Here is an 18,547-nt window from a genome sequence, read left to right on the forward strand (position 1 = left end):
GTCGAGGCGTCATCGCCGATGCGGCTGGCATCCACTGCCTCAAACTTGCCCCGGAGTTCCCGCTCCGGGGTCTCTTTCGTTCCGGCTCAACCCATCGCCGCGGTCAGCGCATCGCGCATCGGGTCGGGCCAGGGCTCGGGCCGCCGCGTCGCGCGATCCACGAGGACGTGGGTGAAGTGCGCGTCGGCCGCCGCGGGCGACTGCGCGCCCGCGGGGGATTCGAAGAGGGCGATGTGCCAGGTCACGCTCGACACGCCGAGCCGGGCGACCTTCATCGCGATGTCGATGTGCTGGGGAAAGGTGAGGGGGTGGTGGAAGCGGCACCCCGTCTCGACCACCAGCGCGATCAGCGGCCCGCTGTGGATATCCACCCCCGCGCGCACGATCATGTACCGGTTCACCGCGCTGTCGATCAGCGTGTAGTAGGCCGCGTTGTTGACGTGGCCGTAGACGTCATTGTCCGCCCAGCGGCTCGCGATGGTCTCGCACAGCGGATAGTCGGCGCGCCGTGACGGCGGGAGACGGGCGGCCATCGAAGCTCCCAGCGTGTGGTACCTGCCCACCACTTAAGCACACTCTCCGCGAGGCGCGCGACTGGCGAATCCTCACGCCGCGCCGAGGAGGCGCAGGAGCGCCGAATCACTCTCTCGCGTCGCGTCCGCGTCGGGCTCGATGCGGGGGCCGTTGAGGCGAATGGCGCGGGCGATGGCGACGAGCCGGCCCGCCCCCTCGTCGGCGGCGCGCCCGGTCGCTTCGTCGATCATCCGGTTCTCGGGCGTGAGCCGGAGGCAGAGGCGCGCGAGGTCGAGCCGCGCGGCGCGGGCGGCGCCCGGCGTCCCGTCCCACTGATGGCGCGCGGCTGGAATGGTGATCCGCGCGACGCGCGAGCCGCCATTTTCGAGATCGCCGACCACGAGGCCGAGCCGCTTGCCGTCGATCGTCGCGTCGCGCTCGCCGGTGATGAAGGCGACCGGGGCGCCGGTGGTGCGGTAATCCTCCAGCCGCACGATCGGCGGGCCGTAGACCGAGACGTGGGAGGCGAAGGCGCGGCCCTCCGCCGCATAGCGGGCGTGGACCTGCGCGTAGGCGGTGAGGGCGGCCGCCGTCCCGCCCGTCCCGAAGCCGATATGGTGGATGCGGGCGGGGTCCACCCCTGCCTCGTGCGCGATCCAGTTGAGGGCGGCGTAGGCGTCGCCCGCCATCGTCATCTCGGAGATCGCGAGGGTGCGCAGCGGCCGGCTTGCGCGTCCGCGACCGCGCGCCGCAGCGCTGTCGATCACGAGGACGGTGAAGCCATGCTCGCCGAGGAGCCGTCCATAGCGGGCGGCGTGCGCGGGATCGGGCCGCACGAGGCCCTCGCTGATGACGACAGCCGGGCCCCCTATGCCCGCGACGGGGCGATAGACGTCCGCCTCGATCTCGTCGGGCCGCGCGCCGGAGGTTGCCTCGCGGGGGCTGGCCGATCGCAGGCGGATTCGGTCGAGGCGCTCGGTCATCGCTCACCAGTAGGGGACAGGACACGGGTGGCTCTAGCGTGCTTTGGGGCGAGGGAAAAGGCGCGGCCGCCGGCCTACTCGGTGGCCCCTTCCGCCTCGTAGCGCGCGGCGAAGCCGAGGAGATCGGCCCTCAGGTCGTCCGCGAGCACCACGCGCGGCACCTTGTTTTGCCCGCCGAGCTTGCCGCGCGCGCGCATCCAGTCAGCAAAGCCACCGTGCGGGACGAAGACGATGCGGGGCGGCTTCAGCTGGTAGTCGTTGCCGCGATGGACCTCGTAGTCCTCGTTCCCGGCCTTCAGCGTCGCGTCGAGGGCGTCGGCGAAGCGGGTGGAATCGGCCGGCGAGGGGACCGCGTCGAGCTCCACCACGAACTGATGCTGCCCGGCGTGGCGGCCGGCTTCCGGATAGAGCGGCGTCACCGTGTATTCGGAGACGATGCGGCCGATCGCCTCCGCCCCGGCCATCACGGCGCATTCGATCTCGCGCCCGCTAAGGTGCTCGCCGAAGGCGCTGAGATAGTAGGAGGTGCGGCCGGTCACGCGCACGCGGGGGATCGCTCCCGGCTCCAGCGTCACCACGTCACCGATGCGATAGGACCAGAGCCCCGCGCAAGTGGACAGGATGAGGCCGTATTCGCCGGGTGGCGCGTTGCCGATCCAGTATCGCGTCGGCGCGTCCTTCTCCCACTCTTCGATCGGCACGAACTCGTAGAAGAGGCCGATATCGAGGTTGAGGCGCATCCCGTCATCGACGCCGCGGTCGCCGCTCGCGATGAAGCCCTCGCTCGCCGAATAGACCTCGCGCCAGTCGACCCCGCCGCGCGGGAACCACTGGTCGAAGACGGCGCGGTAGGGGGCGAAGCTCATCCCGCCATACACCATCAGGTCGAGGCCCGGATAAAAGGCCTTCACGTCGTGCCCGCGCCCGGTGATCTCGGCGAGGCGCTCGAAGAAGAGGAGCAGCCAGCTCGGCGTGCCGGCGATGCAGCGGATCGGCTCGCCGAGGGAGAGCTTGGCGAGCCGGTCGATCTTGTTCTCCCAGTCCGCCTCCAGCGCCTCCTCGATCGAGGGGAAGACGAACGGGGTCGACCAGCGCGGATTCTCGAGCCGCGCGATGCCGGAGAGGTCGCCCGACTTCACCCCGTGGCCGAGATCTTCCATCGCGACGGACCCGCCGAGCATGAAGCTCTTCCCGCCGAGGATGTGGGAATGCGGATGAAGGCGCGCGTGATAGCCGAGCATGTCCGTGCCGGCGCGCGCGTTCGAGCGCAGCATCTCGCGCGAGACGGGGATGTGCTTCGTGCGCCCGCTCGACGTGCCGGAGGAGACGGCGAAATAGGGGATGCGGCCCGGCCAGCTCACATCGTTGAGGACGGGGAAGGTCGCGTCGAAATAGTCGGCGCGGAAATTCTCGAAGGCGCGCAGCGGCACGCGGGCCTGGTAGTCGGCGACCGAGTGGATCGAGGCGAAGCCGTGATCGCGCCCGAAGCGGGTGTCGCGCGCCTTGTGGACGAGGGCGAGGAGCTGGGCCTCCTGTGTCTCGGCCGGGGTGTGGCGCGCGAGACGGCGCTGGCGCAGGCGCGCGTAGCCGCGCAGGAACGGGGTCGCGTCAAGCATGGGCGGGCGCGATCGGCGTCACGTGCGGGAACGCGTCGGCGATGCTTTCGGGCCGCAGGGGCAGGCGGATCTGCTCGCCGCGCCGCCACGGGCCGACCTGGTCGAACATCGTGCGCGAGCCCGGCCACCCGTCCTGCCCGCCGAGGAGGACGGCATAGGTCTCGTCGAGATCGGCGAGGTCGGCGACGAAGCGCGCGTTCGCGCCGAAATTCGACGCGTGCTCCTTCTGGGTGAAGGGGTGCATCGACTTCATGAGCGTGTCGTTCGAGCCGCCGCTCGGGAAGTCGAGGACGGGGAGGCGCGGGCCGAGCCACGGAATGCGCACCAGCGGATGGGAGAGGCGGAGCCGGTGGAGCGAGCCCCACGTGCCGGTCTTCGCGAACGGCGCTTCGGCGGAGCTGATCGCGGCCTTCAGCGCGGCGTCGAGATCGTCCGCATGGGCCGCGTCGACGAGGCGGGTGAGGCGCGAGAAGGGGCGCCAATAGGGGCTGACGATCCGGTGCGGCGACAGGGCCTCGAGCTCGTCGATCAGCGGTTCGGCGATCAGCTCGAAGGCGAGGGCGCCCGGCGAATCGGAGCGATACTGCCCGTCCCACTCCTTCAGCGCGTCGACCACCGGCCCTTCGAGGCCGAGCCGCGCGGCGATCGCGGCGAGGTCCTGCGCGAGGGCGTCGGCGGCGGCGTGGTAGACGTCGAGCTGCAGGCCCTTCAGGTCCTCCGCGGTGAAGTCGTCGCGCGCGGACAGGAGCGTCCCGATGCGCTTGATCCGGTGGTCGGCCGCATAGAAGAGGCTGATCGTGACGGGCGAGGTCTCCGGCTCCTCGTTCGCCGAGGCGACGAAGCCGCATTCGGGGTCGACGGTCTGCGGCAGGTCCTTGCCGCTCAGGAGGTTCGCCCACTGGGCGTGCGCCTCCGCCTTGCTGATCACGAGGTCGACGGGCGTCTCCAGCGGGCGGCGCGGCACGTGCGCACCGATCATCTTGCCGATCGTCCCGTCCTCGCCCGCCCAGATCATGTTGAGGCCGGGCAGCGAATAAAGGTCGATCGCGTCCTCGAACGAGCCCCAGTCGTGCGCCCGCATCAGCTTGTAGAAGGGCGTGAACTCGTCGCTCGCGCGGTGGCCGAGCCAGTGCAGCGCCACCGTGTCGGACGGCATGTTGAAGGGCTTCGCGTCGCTGATGACGGGCCCGAGCGCGGACTGGCGCAGCGTGACGCGCTTCTCCTTGTTGCCCCGCAGGCCGATCCTCGCCTCGGTCTCCACGACCTCCTCGTCGCTGAGATCGATCAGCTCGGACGAGGTGGCGTGGAGGTTGGTGCCGCCCCAGGTGCCGTGCGCGTTGCGTCCGACCCCGAAGATCGGCAGGGCCGGGATCATGAGGCCCCAGACCGAGACGGACGGGGTGCGCAGCCCCGCGATCAGCCACAGATTGGGCGAGGTGATGATGTGGTGCGGGTCGGAGGCGAGGAGGGGCTTTCCCGACTTCGTGCGCGACCCGGCGAGCGCGTAGGCGTTCGAGCCGGTGCGGGTGAAGGCGGTCGGCAGCGCCTCGTCGAGCGCGTCGGCGCCGATCGGGATGTCCTCGTCCGCAACCGCCGCGACGCCGACGAGATCGGCCCAGAGGCGTGACCAGTCCTCTTGCTGGCGCAGCGGATTGAGCGTGCGCCAGACGCGCCAGGCATAGTCGGCCGAGCAGAGGCGCGAGACGGCGAAGACGTCCTCCACCGTCCACGGCTCCGGCTCGACGCCGAGGATCTCGAATTCGGGCGGAAGTGGCGCTTCGGCGACGACGGCGCTGATCCCGGCCGCGAACCCGTCGGCCCAGGCCCGCGTGTCGGGCGGAAGGAGGGCGAGGGACTCGGCGCTCGCGCGCGGGAAATCGACAAGGCGCAGCAGCGTGTCGACCTCGAGCGCGGCGTCGCCCGCGACCTCCGAGAGGCGCCCGTAGGCGACGCGGCGCATCAGCTCCATCTGCGCGAGCCGCAGATGCCCGTGGACGATGCCGAGCCCGACCGCGCCGTCCGCGTCCGTCGTCGCCTCGACGAAGGGGATGTGCTGGTCGTTCCAGCGGATCGTGAGCGGCGCGGCGAGGGGCGCGCGCTGCGGCATCATGCGCAACCTCTCCTCGGCCGAAAGCTCGGGAAAGCGGCGGCCGACGGAGCGGCGGAGGACCGAGCCGGCAAGCCCGGCGAGCCCGAAGGCCTGGCGGCTGCGGCGGCGAAGCGCGGAAGGATTGAATCGAGCCATGACCTGCGACCAACGGGGAGAAAGCGGGACGGTTCCACGCGGGACGCCTTCCCCCCGCCGCGCGGCGTCCCTCAATCGCAAGTGGCGCGGCGTCAGCGGCGGATCAACACCGTTGCGACACGCTGGCCGCGTCCGGCGAAATTCAGCATCGAGACGAGCTCGGAAAGGTTCGCCCGGTCTGAGACGCCCGAGCGGGCGACGATCGCCGTCACGTCCGCCTCGCTCGCGAGCCCCTGCGCCTCCGGCACGTCGAGGAGCGGGGGGAGGTTGAGGATGATGACGTCGAAGCGCTGATAGAGCCGGTCGAGGAGGGCGGCCGCCGCCGGCGCGCGCATCAGGGACGGGTCGTTCAAATTGCCGGGCGCGATGAACATCATCGACGTCGTCGGGTCGAGCTGTAGCGCCCCCTCCACGTCGCCCTTCTGGGAGAGGATCTCGGTGAGGCCGAACTCGTTGGCGCCGCCGAGGCTCGCATGCGTCGACGGGCGCTCGACATTGGCGTCGACCACCACGGTCGCATCGCCCGCGACCGCGCACGCCTGGCCGAGCGCGTCGGCGAGGCTCGAATGGCCGGTGGCGGGGTCGGCGGCTGTGAAGGCGACGATGATCGGCCCGTCGACCCCGCTGCCGAGAATGATCGCGGCGCGCAGCCGGGTGATCGCCTCGGCGAAGGCGGCGTTGCGGCGACGCGAGCGGAGCGCCCGCCCGCGCGGCACCGGCGGCACCACCGCGACCGGCGTGAGGCCCGAGGCGCGCGAGACGTCCGCGCTCGACCGGATGCGCGAATCGAGGAGGGCAAGGCCGATGACGAGGGCGAAGGCCGCCGCGCCCGACAGGATCCCGCCGCCCGCGACGACGATCATCCGGTTCGGCCCCGACGGACGCGTCGGCGGGACGGCGGCGGCGATGATGCGCCCGTTCGGCCGCTCCAGCCCGGCGGTGCCCTGCACCTCGTTGAAGCGGTTGAGGAAGGCCTCGTAGACGCGGCGGGAGGCCTCCACCTCCCGCTCCAGCCGCCGCAGCTCGATCTCTGCCGCGCGCTGCTGGTTCAGCTGGTCGCGCAGCCGCTCCACCTCGGCGGCGAGCGCGTCGACCCGCTCGGCCTCCACCTCCTCGCTGGTGCCGAGGGAGGCGGCGATCTTCGCCGTCTCTTCGGTGATGGTCGTGCGGATCGCGGCGAGCGCATCCTGCGCCTGGATGAGCTTCGGGTGTCTCGGCTGGTAGAGGGCGGAGAGCTCGGAGACGAGCCGCTCCTGCTCGGCCGCCTGGGCGCGCAGCGTCTGGATCAGCGGCGAGTTCACCACCTGCGGCAGGGCCGTCTCCGCGATGGTGCGCTGGCGGGAGAGAGCGCTCGCCATGGCGAGGGCGGACTGGGCGCGGATCAGCTCCTCGTTCAGCCGCGCGAGCTGCTCCTCGAGGATCGTCGTCCCCGCCCCCTCGGTGATGCGGTTGGTGCTGCGGAAGGTCTGGACCGCGCGCTCGCGCTCGTCGAGGTCGCTGCGCAGCGCGTCGAGCCGGTCGGAGAGGGCGGTGATCGCGTCGCGCGCGCGGTTGCGCAATTCGCTCACCTCCACGCCGAGATAGGAGGCCATCACCGCGTTCACGACCTCGGCGGCGAAGGCGGGCTCGCCCGATTCGAAGCGCACGTCCACGATGAAGGAGCGGCCGGTCGGGCGGACCGTCAGCCCGCTCCGCAGCTCGGAGATGATCGTGTTGCGCGCGGCGTCGCGCGACATCGCGGGCCCCTCGCGCCCCTGTGCGAGGAGGGGGTTCGCGCTCGAATATTCGAGGTCGAGCATGTCCACCACGCGCGACAGCACGTTGTAGGAGGTGATGACCTGGACCTCGGTCTCGGTCAGCGTCTCGGGCGGGACATATTGGGTGTCGCGCGAATCCTCCAGAAGGGTCGAGGGGCGCGGGTTGATCTCGAGAAGGCCGCCGGCGGTGTAGGAATTCGGCAGGCGCATCGCGAGGAAGGCGGCGGCGGCGACTCCGACGATGACGATCGTCATCACGAGCCAGCGATATTGCCAGAGCGCGCCGATCAGCCACAGCAGCGGGTTGAGCGGGTTCGCGAGGTCGGTCTCGGGCGGGCCGGTCGGCCGGGAGGCGGCGCTGTCCTCGCTCAGGGCGTGCGTGCTCATCGCGGCGGCGCACCCCGCGGCGCCGCGGCCGAGAACGACCCTGACGGTCGGGAGCCGCGATTGTCGGCCAGTGGGGCCTCCCCGAACAGCGTGGCGCAGGGCGCCGCGGTCACAAGCACGGCGCGATGCGATCGACGATGGCAGCGAATCCCGAACCGACTGCCGACAAGAACACGTGCGTCTTCAACTCTATATCTACGCGGCGGCGGGGGGCGAGACCACCGATCGGCCGCGCGGGTACACAGGATTGGCGGGCGATCGCCCCGCAAGCCCCGCGAGAGCGATGCGGTTCACATTGACGCGGGTACCACCTTGGATAGCGGCAACGCTGCCGCTCGCGTTCCCGTGCGTGTACGCCGGTCTCATCGGCGTCGACTGGGCCAGGGTGTGCCTATCGACGCAAGGTGGAGCAGATTTCAGTTCTATCCGCGAAACTTGTCGATTGTTTCCATTGTCGAACGATCACGGCGCTGTTACCTGATGCAAGGCGGCATCTTGGGACGCATCTGATAGACAGCGCCTATACTGAATGCTTGCATGGGAGCGGGTGCCATGGCGGGGCCGTCCGGCGCGATCGCCGCGGGGCAAAGCCGGACCAGCAGACCGATGCTGCATTTTTGCTCTCGAATGGGACCATCGAAGCGAGTGCTGAAACGGCGATGACAGGCGGGGAACGGCAAGCGCAGCGCGACGAGACCAGCCAGGCGGTGCCTGCTGGCGGCGTCGTCGCGCCCGAGCCGGTGCTCGTCGCAACGTCCGATGCGCACGCAAACGTGCCGGAATACGTGCCGTTGGCGGCGGCCGCGCCGGCGCATAAGCCCGCCGAGCCCGCCCCCCTCGTCGCCGCCCGGCCCGACTATCTCGATCTCCGCAATATCGACCGCGCGCTCGGCGTAGGCGACGTCTTCTTCTTCTTCATCAGCGGCGTCATCGTCTCGCAGCTCATCGTGGGCGGCGGCGCGAACACGCTCGCCAACCTCGCGATCGTCGCCATGAGCGCGTTCGTGTTCTCGCGCTTCCTCGCCCACAGCAAGGTCTACCGGATCCCGGCGCACAAGATGACGCCGCGGCTCCTGCGCCGTCTCGGCCGGTCGATCCTGTTCACCTTCGTCTTCGTCACGGCGATGACCTTCGCCTTCCGCCTCGGCGCCGATTATTCGCGCGAATGGCTGCTGATGTGGTTCGCCGCCGCGACCGCCGCGCTTCTCGCCTACCGGGCGATCGTGTGCGCGATCGTGCGCGTTGCGATGAGCCACGGCCATCTCCAGCGCCGCGTCGCGATCTATGGCGGCGACGCGCAGGGCGTCGCGGTCATCGAGCATCTGAAGGCGAGCGACGACGCCAACTATACGCTCGTCGGCTTCTATGACGACCGCTTCCAGCGCGTCCCCGGCACGATCGAGGGATATGAGCGGCGCGGCGGCCTCGCCGAGCTGGAGGAGGCGGTGGAGCGCGGGCTCATCGACGAAGTGATCGTCGCGCTGCCGCTCAGCGCCGTCGACCGTCTCACCCAGATCATGAACCGCCTGTCGCGCTTCTCCGTCGCGGTCCTCTTCGCGCCGGACCTTGCGATGTGGCGCTTCTTCGACCGCCCGTTCGAGGTGATCGGCGGCGCGCCGATGCTGCGTGCGATGGAAGTGCCGATCGAGGGGTGGGCGGGCGTCGCGAAATTCATCGAGGACCGGGTGATCGCGGGGATCCTGCTCCTCCTCATCTCGCCGCTCCTCATCGCGGTGGCGATCGCGATCAAGCTCGATTCCAAGGGCCCGGTCTTCTTCCGCCAGCCAAGGCGCGGCTGGAATGGCGGCATCTTCACAATCTACAAATTCCGCTCCATGCGGACCGACATGGCCGACTTCCAGGGCGCGGCCCAGGCGACGAAGGACGACCCGCGCGTCACCCGTGTCGGCAAGTTCCTGCGCCGCACCTCGATCGACGAGCTGCCCCAGCTCTTCAACGTCCTCAACGGCGACATGAGCCTCGTCGGCCCGCGCCCGCACGCGCTCGGCACCAAGGCGGAGGGCAAGCCCTTCGAGGAGGCGGTCGCCGACTATATGCGCCGTTATCGCGTGAAGCCGGGGATCACGGGCTGGGCGCAGGTCAACGGCTGGCGCGGCGAGACCGACACCAACCGCAAGCTCCTCGTGCGCGTGCGCTACGACATCGAATATATCGAGCACTGGAACTTCTGGTTCGACCTCTACATCCTCGCCATCACGCCGCTCTCGCTCGTGATGAGGTCGGAAAACGCCTACTGATCCGCTCTCCACAGCGATCTGTTAAGTCTCTCCTAACCGTTAACGCCTCGCTAACCATGACCCCCCGAAGGTGAGCCCGTGGCTCGCTTGGGAGTGTCATGCTGCGTCTGGCCGTCCTGGCTGTCTTGTTCGTCCTGTCGGCGTGCGCCACGCAGCCGGTCGAGGCGCCGTGCGCGCCCGCGTCCGGCGCCTGCCCGGTCTACAAGGCCCCCGAGGACGCGCGCGGCGCCTGCGCGCCGGCCTGCGCCGCCCCCGCCACCGTGCCGACCCCCGCCATCCCGAGCGGCTTCCAGCCCTGGGCCGAAGGCTACGAGGAGGCGCTGCGCTTCGTCGTCGGCGACCAGCTCCAGATCACGCTCCCCTTCTACGACGACGAGGACGTAACGACGACCGTCGCGCCGGACGGCAACATCTATGTCGGTCTCGTCGGCAAGGTGGCGGCGGCGGGGCGCACGCCCGACGCGCTCGCGGCCGACCTCAAGTCCCGCTACGCGCGCTATCTGCGCTTCCCGGAGGTGGGCGTCGTGCCGACGAGCTTCGGCAGCCGCCAGGTCTTCGTGGGGGGCGAGGTGGACAAGCCGGGCGCCTATCCGCTGCGCGGGCCGACGGGCGCGCTCGAGGCGGTGTACGAGGCGGGCGGCATCAAGGACACGGGCGAGCCGAAGAACGTCATCCTCATCCGGCGCGGGCCGAACGACCTGCCGATGATGCGCTTCCTGGACCTCAATTCCTTCGCGAAGGACGGCACGCCGACGGAGAACACGCTCCTGAAGCCGTTCGACATCGTCGTGGTGCCGAAGAGCCAGATCGCGCGGATCAACCTCTTCATCCAGCAGTACATCGAGGGTGTGGTGCCCTTCAACCACAACTTCAGCTACGTGCTCTTCGACGCGGGCAAGTAGTGCCCCTCCCGCGGAGCCACCGCGATGACCTTGATTTGCCAACCGTTCTCGGCTGACGCATAGCTGTCACGGGTTGCGGCAAATCGTGAGGGTGTCCGCCCGTCCCGAGGCAGGGCGGGCCTGACAAGCGCGCGGTTGCGACCCATATTGGCCATCACGACACGAGGGACCGCGCCGAGCGGGCGATGAGGTTTTGACCGAGAGCACAGTGGGTGCGCGCCTGCGCCGCCGGCGCGCGCGCGGCGACACGCCTGCACCAACCGCGGATCCCGCCGTCACGGCGGGTGGCGAGAGCGTCGAACCCTTCGCGTACGGCTATGGCGGCTGGAGTGTCTCGCTCGACAATGTCGCGATGCCGGAGACCGCGCCGCCGAAGGCGCGCGCCGAGCCGGCCCCCGCGCCGCCCGCGCCCGAGCCCGAGCCCGGCGAGCCTCCGCTTGCCGAGAGGCCCCCTGCCGCCGAGCCCGCCACCGCGGTCCGCGAACCGGAGCCCGAGCCGGAGCCTGTCCCAGAGCCAGAGCCCGAACCCGCGCTGGCCGCCGCCGAGCCCGCGCCGCCGGTCGAGGACGCGGCGCCCGCCGAACCGCGGGTGAGCGACGTCATGCTGCCCGCCCCCGTGGAGCCGCCGGCCCCGGTGCGCCCCGCGCCGGCGGCCGAGGACGACCGCCCCATCATCGCCGCCCCGACCCGGCGCGCCGCGACGCTGGAGGCGCGCACCCCGCGCCTGCCGCGCCGGCCGGACCGGACCGAGCGCACACCGCGCGGGGCGAACCCCAGCGGCCTCGATGTCGGCGCGCGCAAGCGCACCGCCCAGCGCATCGAGGGCGGCGGCACCGTCATCATCGAGGAGCGCCTCTTCCCGCTCGTCGACTGGTCGAGCGGCGGCATCGCGATCCGCTCCGAGGGCCACCTCTACCGGATCGGCGACGTGCGGATGCTCGAGATCGAGATCGATCTCGGCGACTATGCCGTGAACATGGACGTCGAGGGCGAGGTCGCGAACCGCTCGTCCGACCGGACCGGCTGGCGCTTCGTCAACCCGACGGAGGACCAGCGCCAGGTCCTGCGCACGCTCACCAATGCGAGCCTCCACGGCAAGCCCTTCACCGCGCCCCTGCCGAAGGCGGAGGGTGTGCCAGAGCCCAAGCGCGCGAAGCGGAAGGTGCGGCGCGGGCGCGGCTTCAGCCCGCTCGCCGCGCTGATGTCGCTCCCCTTCAACCTCGCCATCATCGCGCTCGTCGCGGGTGTCGCGATCCTCACCATGTCGGCCGAGAAGGCGCGGCGCACGGCCGACGCGCCGGCCGTGACGCAGGGCGCGGCGCGGGCCGAGCACGCGGCCGTCGCGGTGGAGCGCGTCGCGCTCTGGACCGACGATGCGGGCCTCATCCTCGAATGGGCGGTGGCGCCGGGGCAGGAGGTCGCGCGCGGGGCGCAGGTGGTCGTCGTCGCGACCGACGCGGGCGGCGAGCGGCGCGCGATCGTGAGCCCGTGCGACTGCGTCCTTGCCCGCATCCTCGCCGATCCGGGCGAACGGACGGTGCGGGGGCAGACCGTCGGTCTGCTCTATCCGCGCGACGCGCAGGGCCACGTCCAGGCCCTCTTCCGGCGCGGCGCCGCGCCGAGCCGTGGCGCGCATGTCATCGTGGACCTGCCCTATTCGGGCGAGCAATATCAGGGCGTCGTGGAGCGCGTCGGCCAGCTTGCCGACCCGCAATCCTTCATCGGCCTGCCGGCGCCGATCTTCACCGCCGACCCCGGCTCGGTCTACGCCCGCATCAAGACGATGCCGCCCATCCCGGCCGCGCTCGCGGGCGATCCGGCGATCGTCACCGTCCGCCCCGCCGAGCCCTGAGCCGCGCGGCTCACGGCGTGGTCGGGGCCGTTATCCCGGCGAGCCGCCGCTCGCGCCGCGCGCGATAGTTGGCGAGGGCCGTCTCGACATCCTGCCGCGCCGCGCTCTCGTCGAGCCGCTCCTGCGCGGACATCGCCAGCGTCTCGGCCTCGTGGTCGATCGCCTGGAGGCGCTTCGCGCCATGCACATCGTCGGCGAGGTCGGCGAGCATCGCGATCGCGTGGACCGTGACGTTGCGGTCGGCGGCGATATACTGGCGCATCTGCGACAGCGAGCGGGCGAGCATCGTCTCGAACGAGACGCGCGTATAGAGCACCGCGGAGAGGGGCGAGACGTCCGCCGTCTCCCCCTGCCGGGCGAAGGCCGAGAGCCCCGCGCGCAGCCAGTCGAGGCACAGCATCGCCGTGTTCGGGTCGTTCACCCCCGGCGAGAGTGCCCGCTCCAGCACCTCGACGAGCTCGTCCGACAGGAAGAGGACGTCCTGCAATTCGGTCCGGTTGGTGCCGAAGGTGACGGCGCGGCCGAGCGCCTCGCGGCACGCCTCGTCGAAATGGGAGGCGGGGCGGGCGGTCATGATGGTCTCGCCCTCGACCACGAAGTCGCCGGGCGTGCGCACGAGGACGACCTGCCCCTTCGCCTCGCGCGCCTTCGCGGTCAGCGTGTCGAGATCCACCCACTGGATGTAGCCGGTCCGGCCGCTCGCGATGGACGCGGCGCTGTCGCCGATCGCGGCGCTGTGGGTGTGCCAGGGCGCGATGTCGGGCTCGGCGGCGTCCTCGTCGCGCTTTGCCTGCGCCAACGCGGTGGCGACCACGGCCGCCTCCAACTCCGCGCCGATCTTGGCGACGAGGTTCATGATGTTGATCGATTCGGGCACGTGGTGGATGTAGACGATCAGCGCCCCGACCGAGGCGAGCGTCAGCATCATCGCGACGAGGATCGAGATCTGCGGCACGAAGGCGGCGATGATGTCGTCGTCCACCCCGCTCTCGGCGTGGATCGTGCTGAGGACGGCGATGCAATAGACGAAGGTCGCGAGGAAGATCCCCAGAACCACCTGGTTGGTGCGGTCGCGCATGAAGTTGCCGATGAGGCGCGGCCCGTAATTGCCGCTCGCGAAGGTCACCGCGACCATGGTGATGGAGAAGGACACGCCCGCGACGCCGAGGACGGCCGAGGCGAGCGTCGTCAGGATCCCGCGCGCCCCGTCCACCTGCATCGGGCGCAGGAAGCCGACCGCGTCCATCCAGCCGGTGCCGAGGCGGACGTCGACGATGGGCAGGGTGAACCCCGCGACCAGCGCGAGTGCGGTCAGCACCGACGGCCAGAACCAGTAGCTCTGGCGCAAGGCGAGCGCGCTTTCGATAAAGAGGGTTCGCAACCGCCCGTCCTTCCTTCCGATTGTTCTCCCTGAACGAAATAGGGCGCTTTCCGCGCGCACCAGCGTCCGCGGCGTGAAATCGTGCCCGAACCCGTGGCCGCGCGGGACGACATCGGGGCAACGCATCAATTCTCCATCACCCGGCGCAATCGCGGCCCGGTTCGGGCTACAAGTGTCGCAACCAACCGCATCCTGGGGAGGCTGAAATTGGATAGCGACATGATCACCGTGTGGGGCCGGGCGACCTCGTCCAACGTGCAGAAGGTGATGTGGACGATCGGGGAGCTGGGGCTTGCCCACAAGCGGATCGATGTCGGCGGGAAATATGGCGGGCTCGACACCCCCGAATATCGCGCCATGAACCCGCACGGCGTGATCCCGACCATCGAGATGGACGGCTACGTGATGTGGGAATCGAACGCCATCGTGCGCCACCTCGCGAGCCTCGACCCCTCGCGCCGCCTGTGGCCGGCCGAGCCCGCCGCGAGCGGCGCGGCCGACATGTGGGCCGAATGGTCGAGCATCTACGTGCAGCGGCCGGTCACCGCGCTCTTCTGGGCGGTGGTGCGCACGCGCCCGTCCGAGCACGACGCGAACAAGATCGCGGCGGCCAAGAAGGAAGCCTACGGCGCCCTCGCCAAGGCGAACGCGGTGCTGGAGACGCGCGACTTCCTCGCCGGCGACACCCTCTCGATCGCCGACATCAATTTCGGCCACACCCTCTATCGCTACCACGAGATGGAGATCGACCGGCCGGACCTTCCGGGCGTCGCCGCCTACTATGCGCGCCTGTCGACCCGCCCGGCCTATAACGAGCACGTCAAGGTCGACTTCTCGAGCCTGCGCGTCACCGACTGAGCGCACGCGGCGCGGGACCCTCCGTCCCGCGCCGCCATTCCCGACGTTCGCCACGAACCGGCATCATTTTGCCGATTGTCTCTCAATCGATCCACTTCTTGCGTCGAAGGGGCGGAAGTGGGGGCCCCGGCGATTGTTTATCGAGACGTGCTGTGCCACCCATTCACCCCGAGTTGCGCCGCGTCGGACCGGACGGGTTCCGCGCGCGCAAAATCGTGGCAAGAGGGCCGTTTCGGGGGCGACACCCGGCGAGCGCTCGCGATTGGGCGACAGACCCAAGGGAGGAAGCATGTCGAACAGACCGGCCATCGGATTCATCGGGCTCGGCCTCATGGGATCGGCCATGGTGGAGCGGCTGCAGTCGCTCGGCTACCCCATGACGGTCATCGCGAACCGGAACCGGACCGGGGTGGACGCGGCGGTCCAGCGCGGCGCGACCGAGGTCAAGCGTGCGGCCGACATCGCGGCGGCGAGCGACATCGTGATGATGTGCATGGACACGTCCGCCTCCGTTGAGGCGCGCATGCTCGGGCCGGACGGCGTGATCGCGGGGCTGAAGAAGGGCGCGCTGGTCATCGATTTCGGCACCTCGCTGCCGGGCTCGACGAAGATGCTCGCCGCGGCCGTCGAGGCGGCGGGCGGGCGCTACATGGACGCCCCGCTCGGCCGCACGCCCTCCCACGCGAAGGACGGCAAGCTCAACATCATGGCCGGCGGCACCGAGGCCGATTTCGCCCGCATCGAGCCGGTGCTGAAGGATCTCGGCGAGAACGTCTTCCATGTCGGCCCGCTCGCGGCCGGCCACACGCTGAAGCTGATCAACAATTTCTTCGCGATGACGACCGCGTGCGGCATGGCCGAGGCGTTCGCGATGGCCGATTGCGCCGGCATCCCGCGCGACAAGCTCTACGACGTGATGTCGGCCGGTCCGCTCCGCTCCGGCATGATGGATTTCGTGAAGGGCTACGCGATCGACGGGAACCCGAACCTCCTCGCCTTTTCGGTCGCGAACGCCAAGAAAGATCTTGGCTACTATTCGGCCATGGCCGACAATCTGGGCGTTCCGAGCCTGATGTCGATCGGGGCCAAGCAGTCGCTCGGAGTCGCCAAGGCGACCGGCCACGGGGACAAGATGGTGCCCCAGATGGTCGATTTCTTCGTTGAACTCTTTAAGGACCGTTGATGCGGCTTTCTGGAAAACGCGCGCTGTGCACGGCATCGGCGCAGGGGATCGGGCGGGCCACCGTTGAGGCGTTCGCCCGTGAGGGGGCCACGGTCTTCGCGACCGATGTGAACGAGGATGGGCTGAAGGGCCTGCCCGAAGGCGTCATCACCTTCGGGCTCGACGTGCTGGACCGCGGCGCGGTCGAGGCGGCGGTCGCGCGCACCGAGCCCGACATCCTCTTCAACTGCGCCGGCATCGTCCACAACGGGGCGATCACCGAGGCGAGCGACGAGGATTTCGACTTCGCGTTCGAGCTGAACGTGAAGGCGATGTTCCGCCTGATGCGCGCGGCGATCCCCGGTATGATCGAGCGCGGGGGCGGGTCCATCGTGAACATCGCCTCCGCCGCCTCGTCGATCATCGGCGTGCCGAACCGGTGCGTCTACGGCGCCTCGAAGGCCGGCATTCTCGGTCTCACCAAGTCGGTCGCGGTCGACTACGTGACGAAGGGCGTCCGCTGCAACGCGATCTGCCCCGGCACGGTCGATTCGCCTTCGCTGCACGACCGGCTGCGCGCCACCGGCGACTATGAGGGCGCGATGAAGTCGTTCATCGCCCGCCAGCCGATGGGCCGCATTGCGAGTGCGGAGGAGATCGCGATGATGGCGCTCTATCTCGCGTCCGACGAGTCGGCCTTCGTCACCGGACAAGCCTTTGTCATCGACGGCGGCTGGACGGCAGCCTAGTCAGATCCATTGGGGACGAACGCGGGCGACGGCGCCCGCCTTTGCGTCCAAGAAACAACCCGAACCAAGGGAGACGGTCCTTGAAACTCTTGCGCTACGGCCCGGCGGGCCACGAAAAGCCTGGCTGCTTGCACACCGACGGCACCATCCGTGACCTGTCCGGCGTCGTTGCCGACATCTCCAGCGCGACGATCTCGCCAGAGGTGCTGGAGCAGCTCATCGCGACCGACGTGTCGAGCCTGCCGGTTGTCGAGAATGTCGGCCGCATCGGGCCCTGCGTCGGTTCGCCGAGCAAGTGCATCTGCATCGGCCTCAACTATTCCGACCACGCGGCCGAGACCGGCGCCACCCCGCCGACCCAGCCGATCATGTTCCAGAAGGCGGTCAGCGCGATCGTCGGCCCGAACGACGATGTCGAGCTGCCGCGCGGGTCCGAGGCGCTCGACTGGGAAGTCGAGCTCGCGATCGTGATCGGCAAGGAGGCCAAGTACGTCTCCGAGGCGGACGCGATGGACTATGTCGCCGGCTTCACCCTCTTCAACGACGTGTCCGAGCGCGACTATCAGACCAAGCGCGAAGGGCAGTGGACGAAGGGCAAGTCGCACGACACGTTCGGCCCGCTCGGCCCCTGGCTCGTCACCCGTGACGAGATGCCGGACCCGCACAATCTCGACATGTGGCTCGACGTCAACGGCCAGCGCCGCCAGACCGGCTCGACCTCGACGCTGATCTTCAACGTGCCGACGATCGTCTCCTACGTCTCCAACTTCATGACGCTGAAGCCGGGCGACGTGATCCCGACCGGCACCCCGCCGGGCGTCGCCATGGGCATGAAGCCGCCGCAATATCTGAAGGTCGGCGACGTCATGACGCTCGGCATCGCCGGCCTCGGCGAGCAGCGCCAGAAGGTCGTCGCGGCATGAGCGAAGAGAAGGTCGATATCCTCCTCGCGGGCCGGCTGCAGCCGAGCCTCGTCGAGGCGCTGGAGGCCGGCTTCAACGCCCACAAGCTCTACGAGGTCGAGGACCGCGACGCGTTCTTCGCCACCGTGGGCCCGAAGATCCGCGGCATCGCCACCAACGGCCATGCCGGCTCGCCGCCGGAGCTGATGGACAAGCTGCCGAATCTCGAGATCGTCTCGAGCTTCGGCGTCGGCTATGACGCGATCAACGTCCCGGAATGCCGCAAGCGCGGCGTCGTGGTGACCAACACTCCGGACGTCCTCAACGACGCGATGGCCGAGATCACCATGGGGCTCATCATTGCGCTCTGCCGCAAGATCCCGCAGACCGACGCCTATGTGCGCGCGGGCCGCTGGGCGAAGGACGGCAACTACCCGCTGACGCGCGAGCTCACGGGCGCGACCGTCGGCATCGTCGGCCTCGGCCGGATCGGCAAGGAAGTCGCCCGGCGCTGCCAGGCCTTCAAGATGCAGGTCGTCTATCACGGCCGCACCGAGCAGAAGTTCGAGCCCTATCCCTACTATGGCGATCTCATCGAGATGGCGAAGGCGGTGGACTGGCTCGTCTCGATCGTGCCGGGCGGCGCCAGCACCGACAAGATGATCAACAAGGCCGTGTTCGACGCGCTCGGACCGGACGGGCTGTTCGTCAATGTCGGCCGCGGCACCACGGTCGACGAGGTGGCGATGCTCGCCGCGCTCAAGGAGAACCGCATCGGCGGCGCCGCCCTCGACGTGTTCGAGGACGAGCCGAACGTGCCGGAAGGCTTCCTCGGCCTCGACAATGTGGTCCTGTCGCCCCACCAGGGCTCGGCGACCCACAAGACGCGCTGGGCGATGGGCGATCTCGTCTACCGGAACCTGAAGTCCTACTTCGCCGGCCACCCGCCGATCACGCCGGTCAGCTGACCCGCGCGACCCGT

General features: G+C 69.7%; 14 protein-coding genes. 8 read left to right on the forward strand and 6 right to left on the reverse strand.

Annotated features, from left to right (window positions below; all coding sequences use genetic code 11):
• Positions 1–86 precede the first annotated feature (86 nt).
• The 5 genes from DBV35_RS03025 to DBV35_RS03045 all read right to left on the reverse strand — a co-directional run bounded on the left by DBV35_RS03025 (position 87) and on the right by DBV35_RS03045 (position 7,501).
• Positions 87–533 (reverse strand): acyl-CoA thioesterase, encoded by a 447-nt coding sequence (locus tag DBV35_RS03025; RefSeq protein WP_108658758.1) that lies wholly within the window; start codon positions 531–533, stop codon positions 87–89.
• A gap of 72 nt (positions 534–605) precedes the next feature.
• Positions 606–1,496: a dienelactone hydrolase family protein gene (locus DBV35_RS03030; RefSeq protein WP_108658759.1), complete on the reverse strand. Its 891-nt coding sequence runs from the start codon at positions 1,494–1,496 to the stop codon at positions 606–608.
• 74 nt (positions 1,497–1,570) lie between these two features.
• Entirely contained in the window at positions 1,571–3,112 is a 1,542-nt protein-coding gene (locus DBV35_RS03035) for a GH3 family acyl-acid amido synthetase (RefSeq protein ID WP_108658760.1), read from the reverse strand.
• Positions 3,105–5,357, reverse strand: a complete 2,253-nt coding sequence (locus tag DBV35_RS03040; RefSeq protein ID WP_108658761.1) for a penicillin acylase family protein — start codon at positions 5,355–5,357, stop codon at positions 3,105–3,107. The genes DBV35_RS03035 and DBV35_RS03040 overlap by 8 nt, the downstream gene beginning before the upstream one ends.
• A gap of 92 nt (positions 5,358–5,449) precedes the next feature.
• Positions 5,450–7,501, reverse strand: a complete 2,052-nt coding sequence (locus tag DBV35_RS03045; protein ID WP_108658762.1) for a GumC family protein — start codon at positions 7,499–7,501, stop codon at positions 5,450–5,452.
• A 659-nt stretch (positions 7,502–8,160) separates the two neighbouring features.
• On the opposite strand from DBV35_RS03045, the gene DBV35_RS03050 reads away from it, so the two are divergent.
• From DBV35_RS03050 to DBV35_RS03060, 3 genes are all read left to right on the forward strand, one after another.
• On the forward strand, positions 8,161–9,759 hold the full coding sequence (locus tag DBV35_RS03050) for an undecaprenyl-phosphate glucose phosphotransferase (RefSeq protein ID WP_108658763.1): 1,599 nt from the start codon (positions 8,161–8,163) through the stop codon (positions 9,757–9,759).
• 98 nt (positions 9,760–9,857) lie between these two features.
• Positions 9,858–10,661: a polysaccharide biosynthesis/export family protein gene (locus DBV35_RS03055; protein ID WP_108658764.1), complete on the forward strand. Its 804-nt coding sequence runs from the start codon at positions 9,858–9,860 to the stop codon at positions 10,659–10,661.
• Positions 10,662–10,854: 193 nt separating this feature from the next.
• Positions 10,855–12,513, forward strand: a complete 1,659-nt coding sequence (locus DBV35_RS03060) for a PilZ domain-containing protein (protein ID WP_157961550.1) — start codon at positions 10,855–10,857, stop codon at positions 12,511–12,513.
• Positions 12,514–12,523: 10 nt separating this feature from the next.
• On the opposite strand, the gene DBV35_RS03065 is transcribed toward DBV35_RS03060, so the two are convergent.
• The gene (locus DBV35_RS03065) at positions 12,524–13,894 is read right to left on the reverse strand and encodes a DUF2254 domain-containing protein (RefSeq protein WP_157961551.1); all 1,371 of its coding nucleotides are present in this window, start codon (positions 13,892–13,894) and stop codon (positions 12,524–12,526) included.
• Positions 13,895–14,101: 207 nt separating this feature from the next.
• Between DBV35_RS03065 and DBV35_RS03070 the strand changes: the two genes are divergently transcribed.
• The 5 genes from DBV35_RS03070 (at position 14,102) to DBV35_RS03090 (ending at position 18,533) form a co-directional block, all read left to right on the forward strand.
• A complete protein-coding gene (locus DBV35_RS03070; protein ID WP_205648450.1) occupies positions 14,102–14,752 on the forward strand; it encodes a glutathione S-transferase family protein in 651 nt (216 codons plus the stop codon).
• Positions 14,753–15,041: 289 nt separating this feature from the next.
• Positions 15,042–15,935 (forward strand): NAD(P)-dependent oxidoreductase, encoded by an 894-nt coding sequence (locus tag DBV35_RS03075; protein WP_108658768.1) that lies wholly within the window; start codon positions 15,042–15,044, stop codon positions 15,933–15,935.
• A complete protein-coding gene (locus DBV35_RS03080; RefSeq protein WP_205648451.1) occupies positions 15,935–16,663 on the forward strand; it encodes an SDR family oxidoreductase in 729 nt (242 codons plus the stop codon). The genes DBV35_RS03075 and DBV35_RS03080 overlap by 1 nt, the downstream gene beginning before the upstream one ends.
• An 80-nt stretch (positions 16,664–16,743) precedes the next feature.
• Entirely contained in the window at positions 16,744–17,586 is an 843-nt protein-coding gene (locus tag DBV35_RS03085) for a fumarylacetoacetate hydrolase family protein (protein ID WP_108658770.1), read from the forward strand.
• Positions 17,583–18,533, forward strand: coding sequence for a 2-hydroxyacid dehydrogenase (locus DBV35_RS03090; protein WP_108658771.1), 951 nt, complete (start codon positions 17,583–17,585; stop codon positions 18,531–18,533). The genes DBV35_RS03085 and DBV35_RS03090 overlap by 4 nt, the downstream gene beginning before the upstream one ends.
• Positions 18,534–18,547 lie beyond the last annotated feature (14 nt).

The sequence above is a fragment of the Acuticoccus kandeliae genome (assembly GCF_003073115.1).